The sequence below is a fragment of the Latilactobacillus fuchuensis genome, assembly GCF_900258455.1.
GTDB lineage: Bacteria > Bacillota > Bacilli > Lactobacillales > Lactobacillaceae > Latilactobacillus > Latilactobacillus fuchuensis.
In genome coordinates this window covers 1,925,900-1,945,859 of the sequence record NZ_LT984417.1, presented here as the reverse complement: position 1 = coordinate 1,945,859, position 19,960 = coordinate 1,925,900, and the positions used below count along the sequence as shown (strand labels likewise).

Below are 19,960 nucleotides of genomic sequence, written 5' to 3'. Positions count from 1 at the left end.
TAACAAACAGGGTTCAACTCATTTCAGTTCGATAGCTAGATACTAAGACCTAAAACATAGTAACTAAAAGTGGCTAACTTAAACTTGAAATTTTCGTTGTAATAATGTTGATTGGAATGGTAATTATAACTATTTCTAGTAGTCTATTAGAAACATTAGGAGTTGTAGTAACACTTGTTGTATATTTGATATACGCGGTTCTGTCTGTTTTGGCGACTGTTTTAGGATTATCTGCAGGTGTACGTCGTCTTAGATTTTTAGGGAAAGAGCCATGGCTTATCGTACTTTATTTAGTACCGGTTGTTCAATGGTATATTCTTTATTTAATGCTGATTGACAAGCCCCAACCACAAATGAATCAGTGGAATCAACAGGGTTATCCTAACCAAAATATGGGTCAACCCAATCAACCACAAGGTTATCAGAATTTTAATGGACAACAACCACCAATGAATGGTAATCCATCAGGGTATGGCTATCAGCAACCAATGAACGGTGGCCAAACAATGTACCAGAATAACGAACAAGAAACGACTGATCAACCTGAAATAAAGCCGGAACAGCCAATTAATCCAGATGACCGTCAGCCGAATCAGAAGTAAGGGGGAATTGGTGGATGATAAAGTGTTCGAAATGTGGCGCAGATAATCCGCTCGAAGCAACATTTTGTGAAAGTTGTGGGCAAGCTTTGAATCAAAATAATCAAAATATTAATGAAAAACAATGTCCACAATGTGGGACTTTCAATGAATTGGCCGTGGCGTTTTGTACCAATTGTGGCTTTGTATTTCAACCGATTGAACGATCAGCTAAACGTAAAAAAATGGTTTGGCCGTGGTTATTGGGATTGTTGATACTAGTTTTGATTGTTGGTGGTAGCAGTTATTTTGTATTAACGAACGCACAAGATAAGTCGGTAACAACTCTGAAAAAACGGCAACCAAAATTAAATAACCGTCAAGAATCGGTGGCGAATTCGAAAGAAGAGGCCAGTATTGCTGCTGAAAATGCGTCATTAAAGAAACAAAATGCGAGTTCACAAGCCAGTGTTCAAAGTACGAATAAGGCTAGCTCAAGTTCGGCGGCGACTAGTTCTTCGGCTAAAACAAATCACGATCCAGTATTAAAAGCACCGGAGACATTGAGTAAGACCGATTTAGAGGGTCAATGGCAATTGGTTGAACGTGCGGGTGATCCGAATGAAGTGTTGCCGGTTAAAATTAATGCTGCAGGTAATGCTATCGTGATGACGACTAAAAATGGGGAAACCAGTACGATGTATCCTGAATCGATTAGATGGTCGTCGACCGATCAGTTAAATTATTTGGAAAGTGCGGATGCTCAATTTGCAATGACGATTGAGAAAAAAGTGATTAACGGACAAGAACGAGTCTTGTTAAAACATGTCGATGAGGGTAAAACAGCGTGGTACGAAAAACTTTAGCGCTTAGCGGGGGAGTATTAAAATGAAAATCGCGTATGGGATTGGCAGTTGTTTGTTAAGTGTTTTGTTATTAACGGGATGTGGGATTAATCCGGTAGACAAATCGGCCAAAACGTCGCAAAAAAGTCACGTTAGCCAACAACACGATAAACGTTTAGCCAGTTTAAAAGCTGAAAACAAGGCGCTTAAGCAACAGACTAGTCAAACAACGTCATCGCAATCGGTGGATAAGCAACAAGCTAGTCGTACGACTAGTCAGAGTGAGTCGAGTCAAACCGCGGCAACGGCGGAACAAGTTACGACGTTAACGGATACTCAAAAATTAACGATTACAACGCAATTTTTGGCGTGGGCTAGTTCGCGAGCAGCAACTGGAAATATGGCGGTCAGTGATTATTATTTCAACCACGGCTCAGGTGGTCTAGGTGATTGGTATGCGAATACGCCGGATGGCCAAGTTCAGGTTCAAGATAATCATCAACCTGGGGCAACTGCTTTTAACTTACACGCGATTGGCGGGGTCGTTTTCTACACCGCTAAAGATGGTCAAGTTGGGATTGATAGCACGCTTAAAAGCGGAACAACCGCACAAGGCTATTCAATTAATATGGATTTTGATCAACCAGCTAGTAAATATTTGCTAGCCGATAATGGCGTGGTTTACGAAGTAGCGCTTGGAAAAGGGACGAGTGTCAGTCCTGCAGACGGTTTTGGTGAATTTGCTGATAATGGTGGTGCTGGTAGCAATGCTCCGACGAGTACGTTCATTATTTCTAAAGATAGCGCTGCTCAAACGGAATTAGCTGAATTAATTCGAAATACCAAGGGGGAGTAATTAATGCGGATTAAATATAGTAGTGGGATTATTGGGTTGTTGAGCCTTATTTTGTTAGCAGGCTGTCGCACCAATGATAATCAATCAACTAAAAAGGCTGACCAAGAAAGTGCTCAAAAAGTAAGTCATCAGAAAAAGGTGGCTAAATTAAAAGCTGAAAATGAATCATTGAAGAAAAAGAAAAGTACATCAATTGCGAGCAGTTCGGCTAAAGTCGCCTCTGAAACCAGTATTGCTGAGAGTCAATCAGTTGTTGCAGCGTCTGAGTCTGCCAGACAAGCGAGTGAAGTAGCCGTTCAAAGTGCGAGTCAATCAGTCGCCAACTCGGTTTCGGCCCAAGCGAGTTCAGCTGCAGCTGAGTCTGCTGCAGCGCAAACAGAAGCGGCAACCGCTGGGACAGCACCGGCATTTGCACCTGATATTAGAAGAACATTGGCCGAAACTTTTGGTTGCAACGTCAGTGCGCTAGGGAGTATTCCGGCTGAGACACTTGTTAAGATATACAAAGAATCAGCTGGTAATGGTGAGGATGTCGCGGGATTATATACCCGAGTTAAAAATCAATTCCCTGAAATTGGTGGTAATATTGCCGGTCCAGATAGTGTGGATTAGGCATATTAAAAAAAGATGTACTTCTAATGCTAAATGAGTCTTTCCTAATGTTTCTAATTGTGCTATCATTAAAACACAAAATAAAAACGTGTAGGAGCCAAGTAGGTCATTTTTGCGCTAACAGTGAGTTGGGGAATAGTGGAAACCCGACAAGCGGCAATTTGATTGAATAACCCTCCTTAAAGTTTCAGGCTGAAATGTAGCGCGCACAAAGTAGGCCTCGACGTTACCGGAACGTTATCACCGGCGCGCATGTTAGTGCGTTTAGTAGAGGTGGTCCGCAATTGCGGGCAACTTGGGTGGTACCGCGAAAAGTCTTTCGTCCCTTGTATTAGGGGGATGAAGGGCTTTTTTTTATTTTGTGAATTCAATGAGGGAGTCGATTAATATGCATTTAACCATACCAGAAAATTATGATCCAAAATTATCCAGACGGGAAACTCAGGCCGCGATTCGCTTTATTCGCGAAACGTTTCAAGATGAATTCGGCCAACAAATGAATCTATCCCGTGTGTCGGCGCCGATGTTTGTCGATCACGCAATGGGGCTAAACGATAACCTCAACGGCGTCGAAAGCCCCGTATCATTTACGATGGCCGATTTTGACGGGCACACGATTGAAATCGTCCATTCATTGGCAAAATGGAAACGGATGGCGCTCGCTAAGAATGATTTTGAACTACACGAAGGGCTCTACACCAACATGAACGCGATTCGCAAGGATGAGGATTTGGATAATTTTCATTCGATTTATGTCGATCAATGGGATTGGGAAAAGGTGATTGCGAAGTCTGAACGGACTGAAGCGACGCTGAAACAGACTGTTAAAACGATTTTTAAAGTGATTAAACACATGGAACACGAAGTTTGGTATCAATATCCACAAGCAGTCCACCAATTGCCCGATGCCGTCCATTTTGTGACGACCCAGGAATTAGCTGATCGTTGGCCGGCTAAAACGCCGAAAGAACGGGAGAATGCCATTACGCAAGAATTGGGTTGTGTGTTCTTAATGCAAATCGGCGGGTTATTAAAATCGGGTCAACGCCACGACGGTCGGGCCCCAGATTATGACGATTGGACATTGAATGGCGACCTCCTATTCTGGTACGCACCGTTAAATTGTTCACTCGAATTATCGAGCATGAGCATTCGGGTCGATGAAGCCGCGATGCAACGCCAATTAAAAGCGGCGCATGCTGAAAATCGAGTGTCGTTACCGTTCCACCAAGCGCTGTTAAACGGCCAATTACCATATACAATCGGTGGGGGCATCGGCCAATCGCGACTTTGTTTATTATTATTGGGCAAAGCGCACGTTGGCGAAGTGCAAACCAGTATCTGGCCCCAAACGATGATTGACCAGTGCGAAACAGCTGGAATTCAGTTGTTGTAACCGCTTTGCATCATCTTGAAAAATCCGCTAAAATAGTAGAGATAGTATTTTGAAGATAACAGAGATGAGGTTATTGAATGAGCATTAAAATGGTAGTAGTCGATATGGACGGCACGTTTTTGAATCAGGATAATACGTATAATCAACGGCGTTTTGCCCGGATTTTTGAACAATTCCAAGCGCGTCAGATTCATTTTGTGGTCGCGAGTGGGTCGCAATACCAACGATTACAAAATCAATTTGCCCCGCAAAAACAAATCATTGATTTTATTTCGCAAAATGGGGCGATTGTCCATCAAGGTGATGATTTAATCAGTGTTGATGCGCTATCGGAGGCTGATTTAGCCGAAGTGTTACGAATTATGCAAGCGTTCGGGACAACCGCGATTGTCCAAAAGACGATTTCCGGTGTCAAGAAGACGTATGTGCCGGCTGAGATTGCCGCCAAGACGTTGGCGAACATTCAGCGTTACTATCATGCGATCGAATTGGTGCCTGATTTTGCGACGATTAGTCAAGCGCGGGTCAATGATCGGATTACAAAAATTGGGCTGACTTTTGGGCCAACTGTCGATTATCAACAAGCGGTGACTCAGTTGAAGACTGCTTTACCGGCTAGTTTGGCGAGTCAAAATTCTGGTTTTCAAACCGAACTGATTGGGAACGCGGGGATTGATAAAGTGACTGGGATTCAACAATTACAGACGCGCTATCAGATTGAAACAAATGAAATTATGACGTTTGGCGATAATGAAAATGATTTAGGGATGCTGCAGATGACGCCGTGGGGCTTTGCGATGCCTAACGCCAGTCCCGAAATTCAACAGGCCACTCGCAACGTTGCACTAGCCGATCATAATCATGATGGCGTTTTGGCAACAATTGAAGCGCAGTTGGGGTTGGATTAGGTAAAAACATAAAAGCGACAAATAAATATTTTTCTGAGATTGAGTTTGTTATAACAAATATTAAGGATATAATAGTTGTCATCAAGTACTAAATTATTATTAGTATTTTGGAGGTATCTATTTGAAAGAAACACCTAAATATCAGGTTGTTGCTGATCATATCAGACAACTGATTATGGAACAGCAATATACGGAAAATCAGCGATTGCCGCAAGAGTTGGTTTTGGCCAAGACCTATAATGTGAGTCGAATTACGGTTAGAAACGCGCTTAATTTGTTGGTTAATGAGGGTTTGATATTTCGAATCCAAGGTTCTGGTACCTATGTTAAGGATAATCATCCAGATGCAACGCCGACGTATAAAGCTTCTTTGGATCTTTTTGATTTTGAACAGGTGAGTGCGGTTTTGCTAAATTTCGCAGTTGATAAGCCTGAATCCAGTATCGTTAAGCGGTTAAAGATGAGTCCCTATGATTTTGCTTACGAGATTGAACGGGAAATTAGAAAAGATGACCAAATTATTGCGATTCAACACCTCTATATGCCTGCTAAAATTATTCAAGGGATTCAGATGGCCGTTTTAAAGGCCTCAATTTATCAATTTCTACAAGCTGATTTAGGATTAGAGTTAGGGTCTGCTGTCCGAACAATTTCAAGTCGAATCGCAGACGAAACGCTGGTAAAAAAGATGCGGTTAACTGAAAAAGAGGCGTTAATTACCGTTGAGCAACGCTCGTTCTTAAAAAATGGCCAAATTTTTGAATACGTCAGTACGGACATTCGCTCAACCCAATTCACGTTACACGATACAATTGATTTAACATAAAGGATAGTCATTTCGCAGCTAGTTGTGGGGTGGCTTTTTTTTATTGCTTAATAAAATGGCTGAAGATGTAACCAATAAACAAAATTTGTTACTACAAATTATAATTTGTTATTGCATTTATAAATGTATAGACTTATACTCATAATGTAAACGTTATCAAAATATAGGAGGAATCATAATGAGTGAAAAGTTACGTATTGCGTTATTTTGTAGTGGTGGGATGTCTACTAGTTTAGTGGGATCTAAAATGCAGAAGGTTTACGACCAAGAGCAAAAGAATGTTCAAGTAGATGCTTATGATTTTGGTATGATCGATGAAGTTGGTGATGACGTAGATGTCATTGTGATTGCTCCTCAAATTTCATGGGCTTACGATCAAGTGGTTGAAGCACATCCAGATAAAAAAGTGATTAAATTATCAATGCAAGAATTCGGAAGTATGGATGGCCAAGTTTTAGTAAATCGATTAGCAGAGGAAGGGGTCGAATAGTATGGCGCAAAAAGAAGGACGCTGGCAAAGATTTCAAGGCAATTTCACGCGCTATGCTGGGAAAATTGCGGCGAATAAACTCTTATTAACATTACGGGATTCTTTCATCATTGTCGCAGCAACCTCGATGATTGCTGGTTTTGCGATCATGATGCAAAATGTATTTATTGATCCGACGAACGGCCTCATTTTTGGGCAGCAAGGGTTAAGACTAGGTAAATTGATTAGTGGTTCGTGGGGTGCTTGGACGCATTCTGGCCTCTTTTCGGGGTTGACGACGACGGGCAATTTGATTGGATTAGTTTCTAACGGTTCGTTAAATACGTTTGCCATTTTATTGGTTGTTATTTTCTCACACACTTTTTCAAGAAAATACTTCCCTAAAAGTAAAGAACATATGACGTCGGTTTTATACGCATTAGGGGCCTTCTTTATCTGTATGCCATGGCATTTTAAGTATCCATTGACGGGGACACAAAAATCAGTTGATGTTTTAAATTATATGGATACGTCTTTCTTTGGCACCAAAGGGGTTTTTGCTGCCTTACTGATTAGTGGGTTGGCAGTTTGGATTTATAATAAATCCTTAGAAAAAAATTTGACAATTAAAATGCCAGATTCAGTGCCACCAGCAGTTGCCAGAAGTTTTGAATCGTTAATTCCTGGTGTGATTACGATGGGTGTCTTTATCATCTTGACGGGTATTAGTACTAGTTTTACGGGTGAAACGATGCCAGAGTTATTGTTAACCATTTTACAAAAACCCGCACTAGCGATTTCAGGAACTGGTATTTTTGCCTTTATTTCTCAATTCACTTGGGGACTATTACAATGGTTCGGGATTCATCCCACTTCAATTTGGGGCCCAATCTTTGGTTTGACTTGGAATATTAATGATACGCAAAACATGTTAGGTCAAGCACACCATATTTATTCGACTCTATTTATGAATTTCTCAACAGTCGCAGCGGGCTCTTGCTCGGTTTCACCAGTATTAGCCTTGCTATTATTCTCAAAACGGATTGCTGCTAAAAAGATTAGTAAAATTGCCATTATGCCAGCCATCTTTAATATTTCAGAACCGATTACGTTTGGTTTACCCATTATTTTAAACCCACTCTATTTTATTCCATGGGTAGTGGCACAACCGTTAGCCTTTTATATCGGAATTTTCTTCACTAAAATTAATTTCATTGGCCCAATTGTTAACAATGTCCCTTGGACGGTGCCAACGTTAATTTCCGGATTATTATATACCGGCAGTATCAAAGGTTTAATCGTTCAAGCCGTGATTGTATTCATTACAACGGCCATTTACGTCCCATTTGTTAAAATGGATAATAAAATTAATGCCGATGCGATTCAAGAAAATGCTGAATTTAACGCCATTAAAGAACCAAAATAGTTATTTTAAGAAGAGTTAGTTAGGAGACTTAAAGTTGGACGAAAAACAATTAGAAAAAGCGATGCAGTTGATTGCCGTTGCGGGAAATGCTAAATCAATGGCGATTACGGCGATGAATCAAGCCGAAGCTGGCCAGATTGAGCAGGCGCAACAGACCTTAGTAGAAGCTAAAAAGAGCTTACATGAAGCACACAGTATTCAGACCGCATGGATGACGGCGGAGATGAATGGTGAAAAAGTTGAAAAGACGATTATGTTAATTCATTCGAAAGATCACTTTATGTCTGCTGATATTATGCTGACGGTTGCTGAAAAGGTAATCAAACTACATCAAGAATTAGTAACCCTCAAAGGCTAAGCTTGATGACTAATAATCGATTTAAATTAGAGGCGCTTTTTTCAGATAACATGGTGTTACCAGTTGGCAAGGCCTTTCGAATTGGTGGCCAGGGTCCGATTGGTACGACTGTTTCGGTTAAGGTTAACAATCAAGTACAAACCACGACTGTCGACAAGCAAGGTCAATGGGTTTGTCAGTTAGCACCCGTCAATGATTCAAGGAAAGTGTACACGCTGCAAGCCACTTGTGGTACCGTTACTCAGTGTGTTCAAGATATCCGTTTTGGACGAGTCATTTTGCTATCTGGTCAGTCAAACATTGAATATCAGATGAAAAATGACCACGATTTTAAACAAATGCAAGCTGGTTTGGATTTAACCAATGCTTTCTTTTATGTGGTCCCTCAGGTTGAAGCTATTTCGGCGGCAGGCGTGGTGAAACCGGCGGGCTTAGCAGCCGCAAGTTGGCAACCGATTGATCAGCAGCACTTAGGTGAATTATCGGCAATTGGTTTTTACGCTTTGCTCGCTTTGATAAAGAGTGGTCTTGAGATGCCGATTGGGCTAGTTAGCTGTTATAAAGGAGGAACGTCTGCTTCTTCTTGGTTGCCAGCAACAACCCTAACACAAGATGCGGCATTAACTGCAACCTTCATTAAACCCTTTGAACAAGCAGTGCAACATAAGACGGCCAATCAGTTTACAGTAGAATTAGCTAACTATCAAAGCCAAGTGACTCAGCATAATCTTGATCTCCAGCGGTTTATAGCTACCAACCCAACAGTTTCGTTGAGTGATGCCAAAGATCAAGTGGGGCATACACCCTGGCCACCACCAATGACGCCGGATAGTTTTTTACGGCCAAGTGGTTTGTATCAAACGATGACGATGATGATTCAACATTATACATTTGACCAAGTAGTCTGGTATCAAGGGGAAAATGATGCGCCCCAACCAACGGTCTACGAAAAGCTATTAGTGGCCGTGATTACGGAGTGGCGTCAGTTGTTAGCAGATAGGACGTTGCTGTATTATATTGTACAACTGCCTAAATACGCGGATGAACCCCATGATGCTTGGGCTCAAATTAGACAGGCGCAACTCAAAGTGACGCAAAAATTGTCTAATGTTCATCTCATTTCGATTACCGATACGGGTGAAGAACATAATATTCATCCCAGCGCTAAGCGGGTCCCAGGGATGCGGATCGGTCGAATAATGGCGGGAAACGGTTATTCGGATACACCGGTTATTGCCGATGTGATTCGTAAAGGGTTAACGGTTGAACTAACCGTTAATGCTGCCCAACAACTGACACTTAATAGTCCTTGTGATTTTGAATATTTACAAGCGGGGCATTGGTTAAAAACGAGGGTGATTCAAGTTGGACCAACTCATTTACAAGTCGCGGTTCCCGAAGAAACACAATTATTGCGATACGGTTATGCGAATTGTCCAACGATGCAATTATTTAATGAAAATACTGATCCAGTCGCGCCATTTGTATTGAATTTACAAACAAAGGAGTTTGAATAAAATGAAAAATATCGGTGTGATTGATATTGGTGGGACAACGATTAAGTTTGCGGTTTGGCAAGGTAACGAGCTAGTCGCTTGCTTGGCAAAACCAACACCAAATAACCTACCTGATTTTTATGAATTATTGACGACTCAGGTTAATCAGATGAAACAAACGTACCCATTAAGTGGGGTCGCGATTAGTTCACCTGGAGCAGTTAATCAAAAAACGGGGGTTATCGAAGGCGCAAGCGCCTTACCGTATATTCATAATTTTGAAATTCAATCTGTTCTAGCGGCTAAATTTGGATTACCCGTTAGTATTGAAAATGATGCTAACTGTGCTGCTTTAGCTGAACTTGATAGTGGAGCAGGGCAACAAGCCACGAGTTTAGTTTTTCTGATTATCGGGACTGGCGTCGGGGGCTCGATTATTATTAACCATCAAGTTTGGCATGGTGCCCACCTATTTGGCGGTGAATTTGGTTATGCATTGAGTAATGATCGTGAAACTGTCAGTCAGCTAGGGACTGCCGTGAGTGTTGCTAAACGCTATGAAGTAGCAACCGGACACCAATTGTCGGGTAAGCAGGTTTTTGAACTGGCCGAACAAGGCGACGGTGATGCTAAAGCTGCTGTTCAAGTGATGTGTCAGGCCCTGGCTAAGGCGATTTATAATATTCAATACAGCTTTGATCCAGAACGCATTATTCTTGGAGGGGCGATTTCAAACAACCCACAATTAATACCGATGTTGAATCAGGCGATTGCTGCCATTCGACAACGCGTTGAAATTGCTTCGATTAAACCGGAGATTGTTAGCTGTGCCTATCACGATCAAGCTAATTTACGCGGTGCAGTAGTTGATTTTAATCAAATGTACCCAACGCTGTAAGCCGCTATAATCAGTAAGAGTCACCACTAATTGTTGTTGAAACAATTAGTGGTGACTCTTTTTGCTGTTAGCTGTTATTGGAACGTATTCGCTTTTCGATACTGATTCGGTGTTGTAGCAGTCGCCTTTTTGAAGACGTGACTGAAATAACTCTGTGAACTAAATCCGATAAAAGCAGCGATTTCGCTAATCGGTTTAGCGGTATAGATTAATAATTGTTGGTTATATTCGATTTTAGTGGCTAAGATATAGGCCGTAATCGTCTGACCTTCAATCCTTTTGAATAAAGCCGAGAGATAATTTTCGTGGCTGTTGAGGTATTTGGCGAGATCTTGAAGCGTGACGGGTTCGTTTTGGTGGGAAAGAATAAACTGTTTCATTTTTTCAACTTTAGGATTATGGGTGTGGGGGTTAGTCGCCTGTTTTTGTTGATGAACGAGTAGCGTGTATTCGACTTCAATTTGGCGCGCCAATTGTACGACGGCGGTAATGGTGTCCAGAGATTCAATTTGGGCGATAAAATGATCACTCATCGAAAAAGCCGTTTCGAAATGAATGCCCCCTTTGATGGCCGCGCGACAGACGACGGCGACCACGGAAATCGCTAAATTTTTAGCGTTGCGTAGATTATTTTGATACGGGAGTCCGATACCGTTGCGGAAAAATGTTTTGCGATTTGCAATTAAGCGTTCGATATCCCCCGCAGTCACGCTGTTGAGGCCTTGGATTTCTTGCAAGTATGAGTTATGCATTAATTGACTTTCTTGCTGTTCAAAAGTGTGCTGGGTATAGGCTTTTTGGGCGAGATAGTCCAAATTGAATGGGGCAGTGGTTAACAAATCAGCTTGGGTTAATTCAATTGAATGGGTTAAATTAAAATAATTTAAGAGTAGCTGCAATAAAAACTGGGTATTAATGTACGGCACATGGTCCAATTGTGAAAAGGGTTTGTCCGTCAGCGTTAGTTGATGCGCGTTTTTGAGGATTTCAGGATTGGTGAGGGGGCCAATTAATAATAAATTATCGTCTAAAGGGAGTGTGGCGAAGAGTAACGTTTGATTAACTCGGATTAATTGGGGTTGGGTCGCGACTAAATAAGGGGTCAGTTGTGCAATTAAGTTGGCAGGCCAACCAACGGATAACAAGGCTGGGTTGATGCAGGCTTGTTGAAGAGGTTCGTGAGTATTTGATAATCGAGAAATGAAGGTATTACAGTCGCGTGCTAAATCAGTTGTTAACCACTGTTTATTAAGCATCGGGTGCACCTCGTTTCAATTGTTACCCACATTATATTGAAATAGTGCTAAAAATGAAAGAATATTGATATAAAATGAGATGTAACCGCTTTATTATGGAGCTATCAACTTGATATTTGGGAGGAAATTATGATGGATGATGAAAAAATTGGTTTCATAGAACGATTTGGTTATGGCTTGGGTGATTTTGCTTGTAATCTCGTTTGGGCATCAATGGGTTCTTTTATTATGTTTTATTACACCGATGTCGTCGGCATTGGCGCTGCCGTAATTGGAACGTTAATGATGGCGGTTCGTTTGTTAGATGGTGTCTTGGATATTTCAGTAGGACTCTTAGTGGATCGTACTCATAGTAAGGATGGGAAAGCTCGGCCGTGGATTAAGTGGATGGCGGTTCCTTTTGGGCTATCGATGATTGCTCTTTTCTCAGTACCGCAAATCGCACAGAGTCAACAATTGATGTATATCTCACTGACCTATGTGATTGTGAATGTTTTTTATACCGCCGTCAACGTACCTTACGGGGTGTTAAATTCATTAATCACGTAAGACCAATACCAACGGTCAGTCGTTAATATTTTCCGGAACTTATTATCGACCGTCGGTACCGTTCTCGTGACGGTATTAACGTTACCTTTAGTTAAAGCGTTTGGCGGGCAACAAACTGGTTGGCGCAAAATGGCGATTGTGTTTGGGGTAGCAGCGACCGCACTCTTATTAATCACCTTCTTTACAACGAAGGAACGGGTTAAGCCAGTCGCCGAGAATGCTGATAAAAATGTCCCATTGGGTGTCGGATTAAAGGCATTGGTTAAAAATAAATATTGGTTAATGATTGTGGCCTTCATGATTATTACCTTCATTAGTTTATTAGAAGCTGGTGGCGTCACGATGTATTATCAAAGTTATATTTTACATGACGCTAGTTTTGTTGGTAAAAAATCATTATTTACGGCGATTCCTAGTATTTTAATCTTAATGTTCGTCGCCGCACCAATGGTTAAACGGTTAGGAAAACGGAAAACAGCCATGATTGGTTGTGTCATTAACGCGGTTGGTTGTGCGTTGATGTTTATCAACTTACGCGATGTGACTGTGATATTAGGCGCATCAGTCGTTAAAGGCCTCGGGAGCGCGCTTGTTGGGGCGGTAATGTTTGCCTTATTGGCGGATACCATTGAATACGGCGAATGGAAAAATGGCGTTCGGACTGAAGGATTGATTTATAGTGCTGGTAGTTTCGGTACAAAGGTCGGTAGTGGGATTGGGACCGCAATGGTCGGCTGGATTTTAGCGATTGGTCATTATCAAAATGGGGTTGCCGTGCAATCGGCTTCCGCCATCAATGCGATGATCGTCTTATTCGCGGTCATTCCGTTAATTCTAATCATTATCGATTTCATCATTCTCTATTTCTTTAAACTAGATAATATTTATCCGCAAATTGTCGCAGATTTAAAAGAACGTGCGGCGCAATAAAAAAACAGGACGCAGTCGCGTCCTGTTTTTTTGACTGGATTGAATTAATTTTCCGTTGGAATTTCACGTAACACGCGGGCTGGATTGCCGACGATAATCACGTTATCGGGGAACGACTTCGTGACGACACTGCAAGCACCGACGACGACGTTCTTGCCGAGAGTCACATTCGGTAAAATCGTGACGTTGGCGCCGAACCAAGCGTGGTCGCCGATGGTGATGGGGCCCGAAATTTCGATTTTAGTGGCGCGTTTAGTGGGGTCAATTGGGTGGTAAGGAGTCAACAATGAAACGCCGGGGCCGAATTTACAATGATTACCAATTGTCACTTGGGCTTCATCGCAAATCAACACGTTGCGGTTTGCGTAAAAATGGTCGCCAACTATGATATTATCGCCAAAACTACATTCGAAGCCGGTTTCAACGAAGAAGTCAGTCCCAGTTTGGCCCAACAAAGTTTGAATGGCGTTGATTCGTTGCTGGTTGTCGAGCATTTGGCCCGCTTTTTGGAGCGCTAAGCGGGTCGCATCCCGTTTGGCAATCACCGTTGGAGAATCAAAATACCATTCGCCGTTTGTCATTTTTTTAAACGTTTCATCTTTTTCAATCATTCTAAAAATCTCCTCTATTCCTTAAAACACATACCTTTACGATAGAACACTTAGCGGATAAGTGCAAATTGAAATAATTTATCATTAGCAATTTTCAGTAAAATTTGTTACAATATAATTCTACTAAAAAATTAAATAAAAAGTGCGTATAATTGATCAGCACAAAGCAGAACTTTGCTTTGTGCTGTTTTTTTATGCGCTGATGGAGGAATTAACACATGGAATTTGCATTAAGATTACCTAGAAACGCCAAAGAAATGGTTTTATTTATCGGGATTATTTCAATTTTATCGGTCAACATTATCGCACCATTGGTGACTGGCTTTGAAGTCGGTTTTTCATGGCAAGCCTGGGGCGCAACGCTCCAAGTCATCCCTTGGCTATGGTTATGTGTCGTGGTATTAGTCGTTTTGACGCAACAACCCGCACAATGGATGGCCAATAAATTAACGGCTGACGATGATAGTTTCTCAGCTAAAATGATTATCACGGAACTCTGTAACGTTTTTCTGATGTCGATTTTCTTAACCGTCATCGGGACTTGGATTGGTGGCCACGCGTTTAATATGGTTCCAATTATCCATTTCTTTGAAAAATGGCCCCGGAACTTTGCAATTGCCTTTGCCGTTGAAGCGATTATCGCTCAACCCATTGCCCGGACAGTCATGGCCAAGTTACACCAACGCCAAGCCGTTGAAGCCTAATAGTGCACCAATTAAAAAGCGATCCGCCAATATTTTTGGCGAGTCGCTTTTTTTGTTGATTATCGATTGAGATGATTGACCATTAGGTAACGAGAAACTTCGAGACTGGCGGCTAATTTGAAACAGGTTTTCGCATCTTTTAGATTGAGGCCGGTTAAATGGGTAATGTGTTGCATCCGTTTGCGGAGCGTGTTCGGATGAATAAATAAGGTTTCAGCCGTCGCGGTTAAATTACACGTTGCTAATAAATAGGCGCGTAAAGTGGACACCAATTCAGTGTGATTGGCCTGATCATAGTCAGTCAATACTTTGAGACTAGAATCGATGAAAAAAGGTAAGATATTATCGCGATTACTGACCTGGGTGAGCATGAGATCAAAAAAGACATCTGAACAGAATAAAACTGGTTTGACGTCATTTTTAAGGCGCGCCGCTCGATTACAAACTTGATAGGCAGCGCTGGTGTCGTTTGCATGGCGATAGAAATTTGAAACAATCAAACGACATTTACCCCGGGTGGCAATAGTTGTCAATTGGGTGACAAAATTCGGCTGATTGTATTCCGGTAAACTGATGGTGACCAGTGCCAAGCACGCGTGATGGTGAATTGTAATGAGGACCTGGGTAAACATCGGGATCATCAGATAAGTCAGCCGGGCTTTTAAAGTGGCAAGCGATTGATTGGCCGTTGGCTCACATTTTATAAGCACCATGTTAGTTGGTAAAATGGCGCCCTGATTCTCAAATTGTTGTTTAAAGGTCGAATCTTGCTGTTCTGTTAATAATAAACTGACCAGACGATCGCGTTGTGATAGTGAATTGACAATCACTTTATCGCGGATTGAGGCGCAGGTAATGACGCGGGCAAAAGCGGGGAGCAGCCGGGTTTGGCGCGCCGTTAAAGGGGTGATTGTCACAATTGCTAAATAGCCTAACGGTTCACTTTGATAGGCGATTGGTGTGAGTAATAGCGGTGTTGGTGATTCATTTGGATTAGTCAGATACATATGTTGATAAAACTGATTGGGATCGAGTGCCGGTTCTTGGGCAGCCAGAAAACGACCGACTGGACTGTGGGCATCGACCGTCGAACTAGTTGCCGCGATAATGTGTTGGCCACTTAAATCCAGCAAAATTAATGGGGCATCAAGTTCAGATGCTGCGGCTTGTAGAATAATATCGAAATCGGCGGCAATTGCTGTTAACGCCAGTGGGTTCTGGAATGATTGGACTTTAGTGGCAGATATTAAAACCGCGCCGATTTCAATTAAGACGGATAAGACATTAATGTCGGTCGTAAAGCTAAAGCGAATTTCATTGAGGCTAAAGCCGTGCTGATCTAAATAAAGTGTTGTCGGGTTAGCGGGATTAGGTGCGGGCGCTAGAGCGGCCGTATCAACCATCAATGCTTTTGGGATACTGGGTTCTGGTAAGAGCGGCAATTTAGGGCTTATTCGGGTAATTAATTGTGATAAATGCATTATTAAGCCTCCTTGTTAATTGATGAGCAACCGTTGAAGTTAACCATTATTTTCGTCAAAATAGTGTATTATTTACACCTATATGATAACGCATACAACCGCTATAATAAATTTGTATTCGAGATCGCGGATGATAAAGGTTGGTGCGACGGCAACAATCGTCATTTTGAGGTGGAAGGAGATTTAATAATGAAAGATTTTAAAGATAAAGTGATGTTTATCACAGGCGCTGCTCACGGATTTGGTCAAGTGATCGCACAAGCGGGTGCGCAACGGGGCATGAAACTCGCGTTAGTGGATATTGATGAAACGGCCTTAGCGGCAACGGCTAAAACGATTGCCGATACAGGGGCAACGGTGATTACGGTGACGGCTGATGTTACAAAAGAAGATGAAGTGAATGCCGCGATTGATGAAACGATGAAAGTCTTTGGTCAAATTGATTTATTAATTAACGATGCCGGGATTGCTTTGGCTGGTCGCATGTGGGAATTGCCAACGCGAGATTGGGAATGGATTTTACACATCAATGTGATGGCTCAAGTGTATACAATGAAAAAAATTATCCCAATTATGATGGCTCAAAAGACCCACGGAACGATATTAAATGTGTCATCAATTGCCGGATTAATCGACACACCAGGAATGCCAGCCTATCATGCGAGCAAGTTTGCATCAGTTGGTTTAACTGAAGCGACTGCTTATGATTTACAACGCGCGGAAGCCGATATCGAAATGCACGTGATGTGTCCAGGCTTTGTCCAAACTGATCTGTATCATACTGAAGATCACCGACCAGCTCAATATCGCGATGATCAAGATCCTTATTATCAATCTGAAGCTTTCGCCAAAGGTCAACAGGTCGCCAAATATGTGATTACTAACGGGATGCCAATTGATACGATTGCCGACACAGTGTTTAAGGCGTTGGAAGATAACGAATTTTATATTTTGACGCATCCTGAATTTAATCCATTAATCCAAGATCGGGTCAACCGAATTGTGAATCATAAAGCGCCAGACGTCCACGTCATGGACGGTTTAATGTAATTTTTGATTATTTTTAAAGGAGGATTTAAAAATGACAAGTTACGTAACAGATCCCAAATTAATTAAACAATTTCTGAATAACCCAAGCATGAATGATCAAGAAGGGATCGCTTTTGCGTATGCGACTGATCCCGAAATGTTAGCTAAATTGATTCCGGCCCCATTGAAATTAGCAGCGCCGATTGTGATGGGCTACGTCGTTCATATGGGTAAACCAAGTTTTGGTGCACCGTATCTTGAACAAACGTTATACGCACTCGTTTCCTATCAAGATAAAATGATGGGGGCTTATCCGTTTGAATTGTTATTGCACGGTCCCGGCGCTGAAGCTGCTATGGTCGCTGGTCGAGAAGGCGCTGGGATTCCTAAGAAATTAGCCGATAAAATTGAATTGACGCGTATGGGTGATACCGCACATGCAGCTGTTCGCCGTCATGGACAAGAATTATTGGCCGTTGATTGGGCAGCCGGTGACATTAACGATCTAAGTTTCCTACCACAATTTGCACAGATGATGCCGTTGAATAAACCGGTTGAAAACACGAGTTTCTTCTTTGATTACGATGTTGAACAAGCTGAAGATGGTTCCAATCATTTTGCCAACGTTCAATTAGTCGCCACTCAGATGACGTCGGTGACTTCAAGTCTAGAACCCGGGAAGTTAACGCTTAAACTCAATTCGACGGAAGATGATCCATTAGGTGAATTAAAAGTGCTAAAACCATTGGGTGCGGGTTGGTATCATTTTGATACATCAGTCATGCATCAAACGGTCAAATTGGCGGACGTTGACGCGGACGCAATCGCGCCATATCTGATTACTGGCCGGTATGATCAAGGTATTTTAAAACCACAAGCCACAAGTTATCAAATTTAAATAATTGGAGGAATGGACCATGTCAGAATTAATCAATAATGATTTTTCAAAAATAATGTTTGATCGGCATTCAGTGCGTCAATTTGATCCAAGTATTAAGATTCCGCGCGACGAATTACAAACGATGATTGAACAAGCTGCGACTGCACCATCAGCCTGTAATTTACAATCATGGCATTTCGTCGTCATTGATACACCAGAAGGTAAATCAAAATTAAAAGAAGCGGCAATGAAATTTAATTATCCGCAAATTGACAGCAGCTCGGCCGTGATTTTCTTGGCTGGCGATACTAAATCGCATGAAGTTTATCGGGATGTTTGGCAAAAAGTTTATGCGGCCGGTAAGATTGATAAAGCTAAATTAGACACGATTTTAAATACTTTCTTACCACTTTATGAAAAAGCGACACCAGAATTTTTAACCTTAGATGCCACTATTGATTGTTCAATGGTCGGCATGCAACTATTGTTAATTGCACGTGCACACGGCTATGAAGCCAATCCATGGTCCGGTTTTAATTTTAAAACGATTATCCCAACGTTAGGCTTGGATGAAAAACGGTTTGTGCCAGTGATGGCCATCTCGCTTGGCAAGCCAGCGACTGATCAACCAGTTCTCAAAACGGATCGGTATAATACCCCGATGTTAACGGAATTTCGATAGGCATCGGAGGCTGAATTAAGGAGTGAGAGAAGTATGTTGAAGGAAAAAACGGATTTATTTGGCCCAGTTGTCGATATTGATGTCTTGAATCTTAAAAGTTTAGCTGCCCGGGCAAAACCAGTTATTGGTCCTGGAGAATTCGGTTATATCAGTGAAGGTTCAGATGACGGTTATACAATGAGATGTAATACGACCGCTTTTGACGATGTCAAGATGTTGCCCCGTGTCTTACGCGGGGTGGAACAACCCAATCAACAAACCGAGTTTATGGGTGTTCAGCTTGATTCACCATTGTTGACGGCCCCAATTGCAGGCAATACGTTAGCCCATCCTAGTGGCGAAATTGGTTTGGCAAAAGGTGCGAAAGAAGCGGGCATCATGATGGCCCAGAGTACCTTCGCATCAAAGACAATCGCCGAAACAGCCGCAGTTTCAGCAGGTGCGCCGTATATGTTTCAGTTATATATGCCAAAAGATTGGGCGTATTGTCAATATCTATTGGATGAAGCACGGGAAGCCAACGCCAAAGCGATTATTTTAACGGCGGATTCAACATTAGGCGGTTACCGAGAATTAGATGTGATTAATCATTACCATTTACGTGGCAAAATTGCGAACCTTGAAGGCTACAACACTGGGCAATGTGGTGTTGGTGCGGGGGGGTTGTTTAAAGAATCCATGCAGAAACTTGATTTAGCGTTAATCGATAAATTAGCTGCCTATTCTGAATTACCGATTATTATCAAAGGGATTCAAACACCACAAGATGCTACGGCCGCAATCGAAGCTGGCGCTGCGGGAATCTATGTTTCAAATCACGGTGGCCGCCAATTGGACGGCGCACCGGCAGCCATTGAAACGTTGCCGGCAATTGCCAAAGCGGTTGATCAGCGCGTACCAATCATTTTCGACGGCGGTGTTCAACGGGGAACCCACGTGTTAAAGGCATTAGCGTTAGGCGCTGATTTGGTTGGTGTCGGTCGGCCATTCAGTTATGGTTTGGCTTTAGGTGGTTGGCAAGGTGTTCGGAATGTCGCTAACCAGTTAAAAAATGAAATCAATATTGCAATGCAATTAACCGGTTGTCAAACAATCGCAGATGTACAAAAGATGACTTGTCAGACGCGTTTTAAATAATTGAAAAGGCACCGATAACGGCTTAATTTAAGC

The 19,960-nt window shown here is 42.1% G+C and carries 20 protein-coding genes, 1 pseudogene and 1 other annotated feature; of the genes and pseudogenes, 18 read left to right on the top strand and 3 right to left on the bottom strand.

Annotated features, from left to right (window positions below; genetic code table 11):
• Positions 1–104: 104 nt before the first annotated feature.
• The 12 genes from LFUMFP_RS10015 (at position 105) to LFUMFP_RS09225 (ending at position 10,668) form a co-directional block, all read left to right on the top strand.
• Positions 105–602, top strand: a complete 498-nt coding sequence (locus LFUMFP_RS10015) for a DUF805 domain-containing protein (protein ID WP_269843911.1) — start codon at positions 105–107, stop codon at positions 600–602.
• A gap of 14 nt (positions 603–616) precedes the next feature.
• Complete coding sequence (locus LFUMFP_RS09275) at positions 617–1,444, top strand: zinc ribbon domain-containing protein (RefSeq protein WP_025082831.1); 828 nt, start codon at positions 617–619, stop codon at positions 1,442–1,444.
• 22 nt (positions 1,445–1,466) lie between these two features.
• Complete coding sequence (locus tag LFUMFP_RS09270; protein ID WP_025082830.1) at positions 1,467–2,279, top strand: hypothetical protein; 813 nt, start codon at positions 1,467–1,469, stop codon at positions 2,277–2,279.
• Between the two features lie 3 nt (positions 2,280–2,282).
• Positions 2,283–2,891, top strand: coding sequence for a hypothetical protein (locus tag LFUMFP_RS09265; protein WP_106483527.1), 609 nt, complete (start codon positions 2,283–2,285; stop codon positions 2,889–2,891).
• A gap of 80 nt (positions 2,892–2,971) precedes the next feature.
• Positions 2,972–3,221 (top strand) — a binding site (T-box leader).
• 58 nt (positions 3,222–3,279) lie between these two features.
• Positions 3,280–4,287 (top strand): aspartate--ammonia ligase, encoded by a 1,008-nt coding sequence (gene asnA, locus LFUMFP_RS09260; RefSeq protein WP_106483526.1) that lies wholly within the window; start codon positions 3,280–3,282, stop codon positions 4,285–4,287.
• Between the two features lie 77 nt (positions 4,288–4,364).
• Positions 4,365–5,195: an HAD-IIB family hydrolase gene (locus LFUMFP_RS09255; RefSeq protein ID WP_106483525.1), complete on the top strand. Its 831-nt coding sequence runs from the start codon at positions 4,365–4,367 to the stop codon at positions 5,193–5,195.
• Between the two features lie 121 nt (positions 5,196–5,316).
• Entirely contained in the window at positions 5,317–6,021 is a 705-nt protein-coding gene (locus LFUMFP_RS09250) for a GntR family transcriptional regulator (protein WP_106483524.1), read from the top strand.
• 178 nt (positions 6,022–6,199) lie between these two features.
• Positions 6,200–6,511 carry a PTS sugar transporter subunit IIB gene (locus tag LFUMFP_RS09245; RefSeq protein WP_106483523.1) on the top strand — a complete coding sequence of 104 codons (312 nt, stop codon included), beginning with the start codon at positions 6,200–6,202 and terminating at the stop codon, positions 6,509–6,511.
• A 1-nt stretch (position 6,512) separates the two neighbouring features.
• Positions 6,513–7,916, top strand: a complete 1,404-nt coding sequence (locus LFUMFP_RS09240; protein ID WP_106483522.1) for a PTS sugar transporter subunit IIC — start codon at positions 6,513–6,515, stop codon at positions 7,914–7,916.
• Between the two features lie 34 nt (positions 7,917–7,950).
• Positions 7,951–8,274, top strand: a complete 324-nt coding sequence (locus tag LFUMFP_RS09235) for a PTS lactose/cellobiose transporter subunit IIA (RefSeq protein ID WP_106483521.1) — start codon at positions 7,951–7,953, stop codon at positions 8,272–8,274.
• Positions 8,275–8,279: 5 nt separating this feature from the next.
• The gene (locus LFUMFP_RS09230; protein WP_106483520.1) at positions 8,280–9,791 is read left to right on the top strand and encodes a sialate O-acetylesterase; all 1,512 of its coding nucleotides are present in this window, start codon (positions 8,280–8,282) and stop codon (positions 9,789–9,791) included.
• A 1-nt stretch (position 9,792) separates the two neighbouring features.
• Positions 9,793–10,668 (top strand): ROK family protein, encoded by an 876-nt coding sequence (locus LFUMFP_RS09225; protein WP_106483519.1) that lies wholly within the window; start codon positions 9,793–9,795, stop codon positions 10,666–10,668.
• A gap of 74 nt (positions 10,669–10,742) precedes the next feature.
• Here LFUMFP_RS09225 and LFUMFP_RS09220 read toward each other — a convergent pair whose 3' ends face one another.
• Complete coding sequence (locus LFUMFP_RS09220; protein ID WP_106483518.1) at positions 10,743–11,924, bottom strand: helix-turn-helix transcriptional regulator; 1,182 nt, start codon at positions 11,922–11,924, stop codon at positions 10,743–10,745.
• Positions 11,925–12,053: 129 nt separating this feature from the next.
• On the opposite strand from LFUMFP_RS09220, the pseudogene LFUMFP_RS09215 reads away from it, so the two are divergent.
• Positions 12,054–13,403, top strand: a pseudogene (locus LFUMFP_RS09215) (MFS transporter).
• 44 nt (positions 13,404–13,447) lie between these two features.
• Here the strand turns inward: LFUMFP_RS09215 and LFUMFP_RS09210 are convergent.
• The gene (locus LFUMFP_RS09210) at positions 13,448–14,014 is read right to left on the bottom strand and encodes a sugar O-acetyltransferase (RefSeq protein WP_106483517.1); all 567 of its coding nucleotides are present in this window, start codon (positions 14,012–14,014) and stop codon (positions 13,448–13,450) included.
• Between the two features lie 218 nt (positions 14,015–14,232).
• Between LFUMFP_RS09210 and LFUMFP_RS09205 the strand changes: the two genes are divergently transcribed.
• A complete protein-coding gene (locus LFUMFP_RS09205; RefSeq protein ID WP_106483516.1) occupies positions 14,233–14,718 on the top strand; it encodes a DUF2798 domain-containing protein in 486 nt (161 codons plus the stop codon).
• A gap of 59 nt (positions 14,719–14,777) precedes the next feature.
• On the opposite strand, the gene LFUMFP_RS09200 is transcribed toward LFUMFP_RS09205, so the two are convergent.
• Positions 14,778–16,199 (bottom strand): PucR family transcriptional regulator, encoded by a 1,422-nt coding sequence (locus tag LFUMFP_RS09200; RefSeq protein WP_106483515.1) that lies wholly within the window; start codon positions 16,197–16,199, stop codon positions 14,778–14,780.
• A gap of 189 nt (positions 16,200–16,388) precedes the next feature.
• Between LFUMFP_RS09200 and LFUMFP_RS09195 the strand changes: the two genes are divergently transcribed.
• From LFUMFP_RS09195 to LFUMFP_RS09180, 4 genes are read left to right on the top strand one after another with little or no spacing between them, the layout of a single operon-like run.
• Positions 16,389–17,249, top strand: a complete 861-nt coding sequence (locus LFUMFP_RS09195; RefSeq protein ID WP_106483514.1) for an SDR family NAD(P)-dependent oxidoreductase — start codon at positions 16,389–16,391, stop codon at positions 17,247–17,249.
• Positions 17,250–17,280: 31 nt separating this feature from the next.
• Complete coding sequence (locus tag LFUMFP_RS09190) at positions 17,281–18,126, top strand: acetoacetate decarboxylase family protein (RefSeq protein ID WP_106483513.1); 846 nt, start codon at positions 17,281–17,283, stop codon at positions 18,124–18,126.
• A 19-nt stretch (positions 18,127–18,145) separates the two neighbouring features.
• Positions 18,146–18,790 carry a nitroreductase family protein gene (locus tag LFUMFP_RS09185; RefSeq protein ID WP_199190584.1) on the top strand — a complete coding sequence of 215 codons (645 nt, stop codon included), beginning with the start codon at positions 18,146–18,148 and terminating at the stop codon, positions 18,788–18,790.
• A 33-nt stretch (positions 18,791–18,823) separates the two neighbouring features.
• Positions 18,824–19,927 carry an alpha-hydroxy-acid oxidizing protein gene (locus tag LFUMFP_RS09180; protein ID WP_106483512.1) on the top strand — a complete coding sequence of 368 codons (1,104 nt, stop codon included), beginning with the start codon at positions 18,824–18,826 and terminating at the stop codon, positions 19,925–19,927.
• Positions 19,928–19,960: the final 33 nt, after the last annotated feature.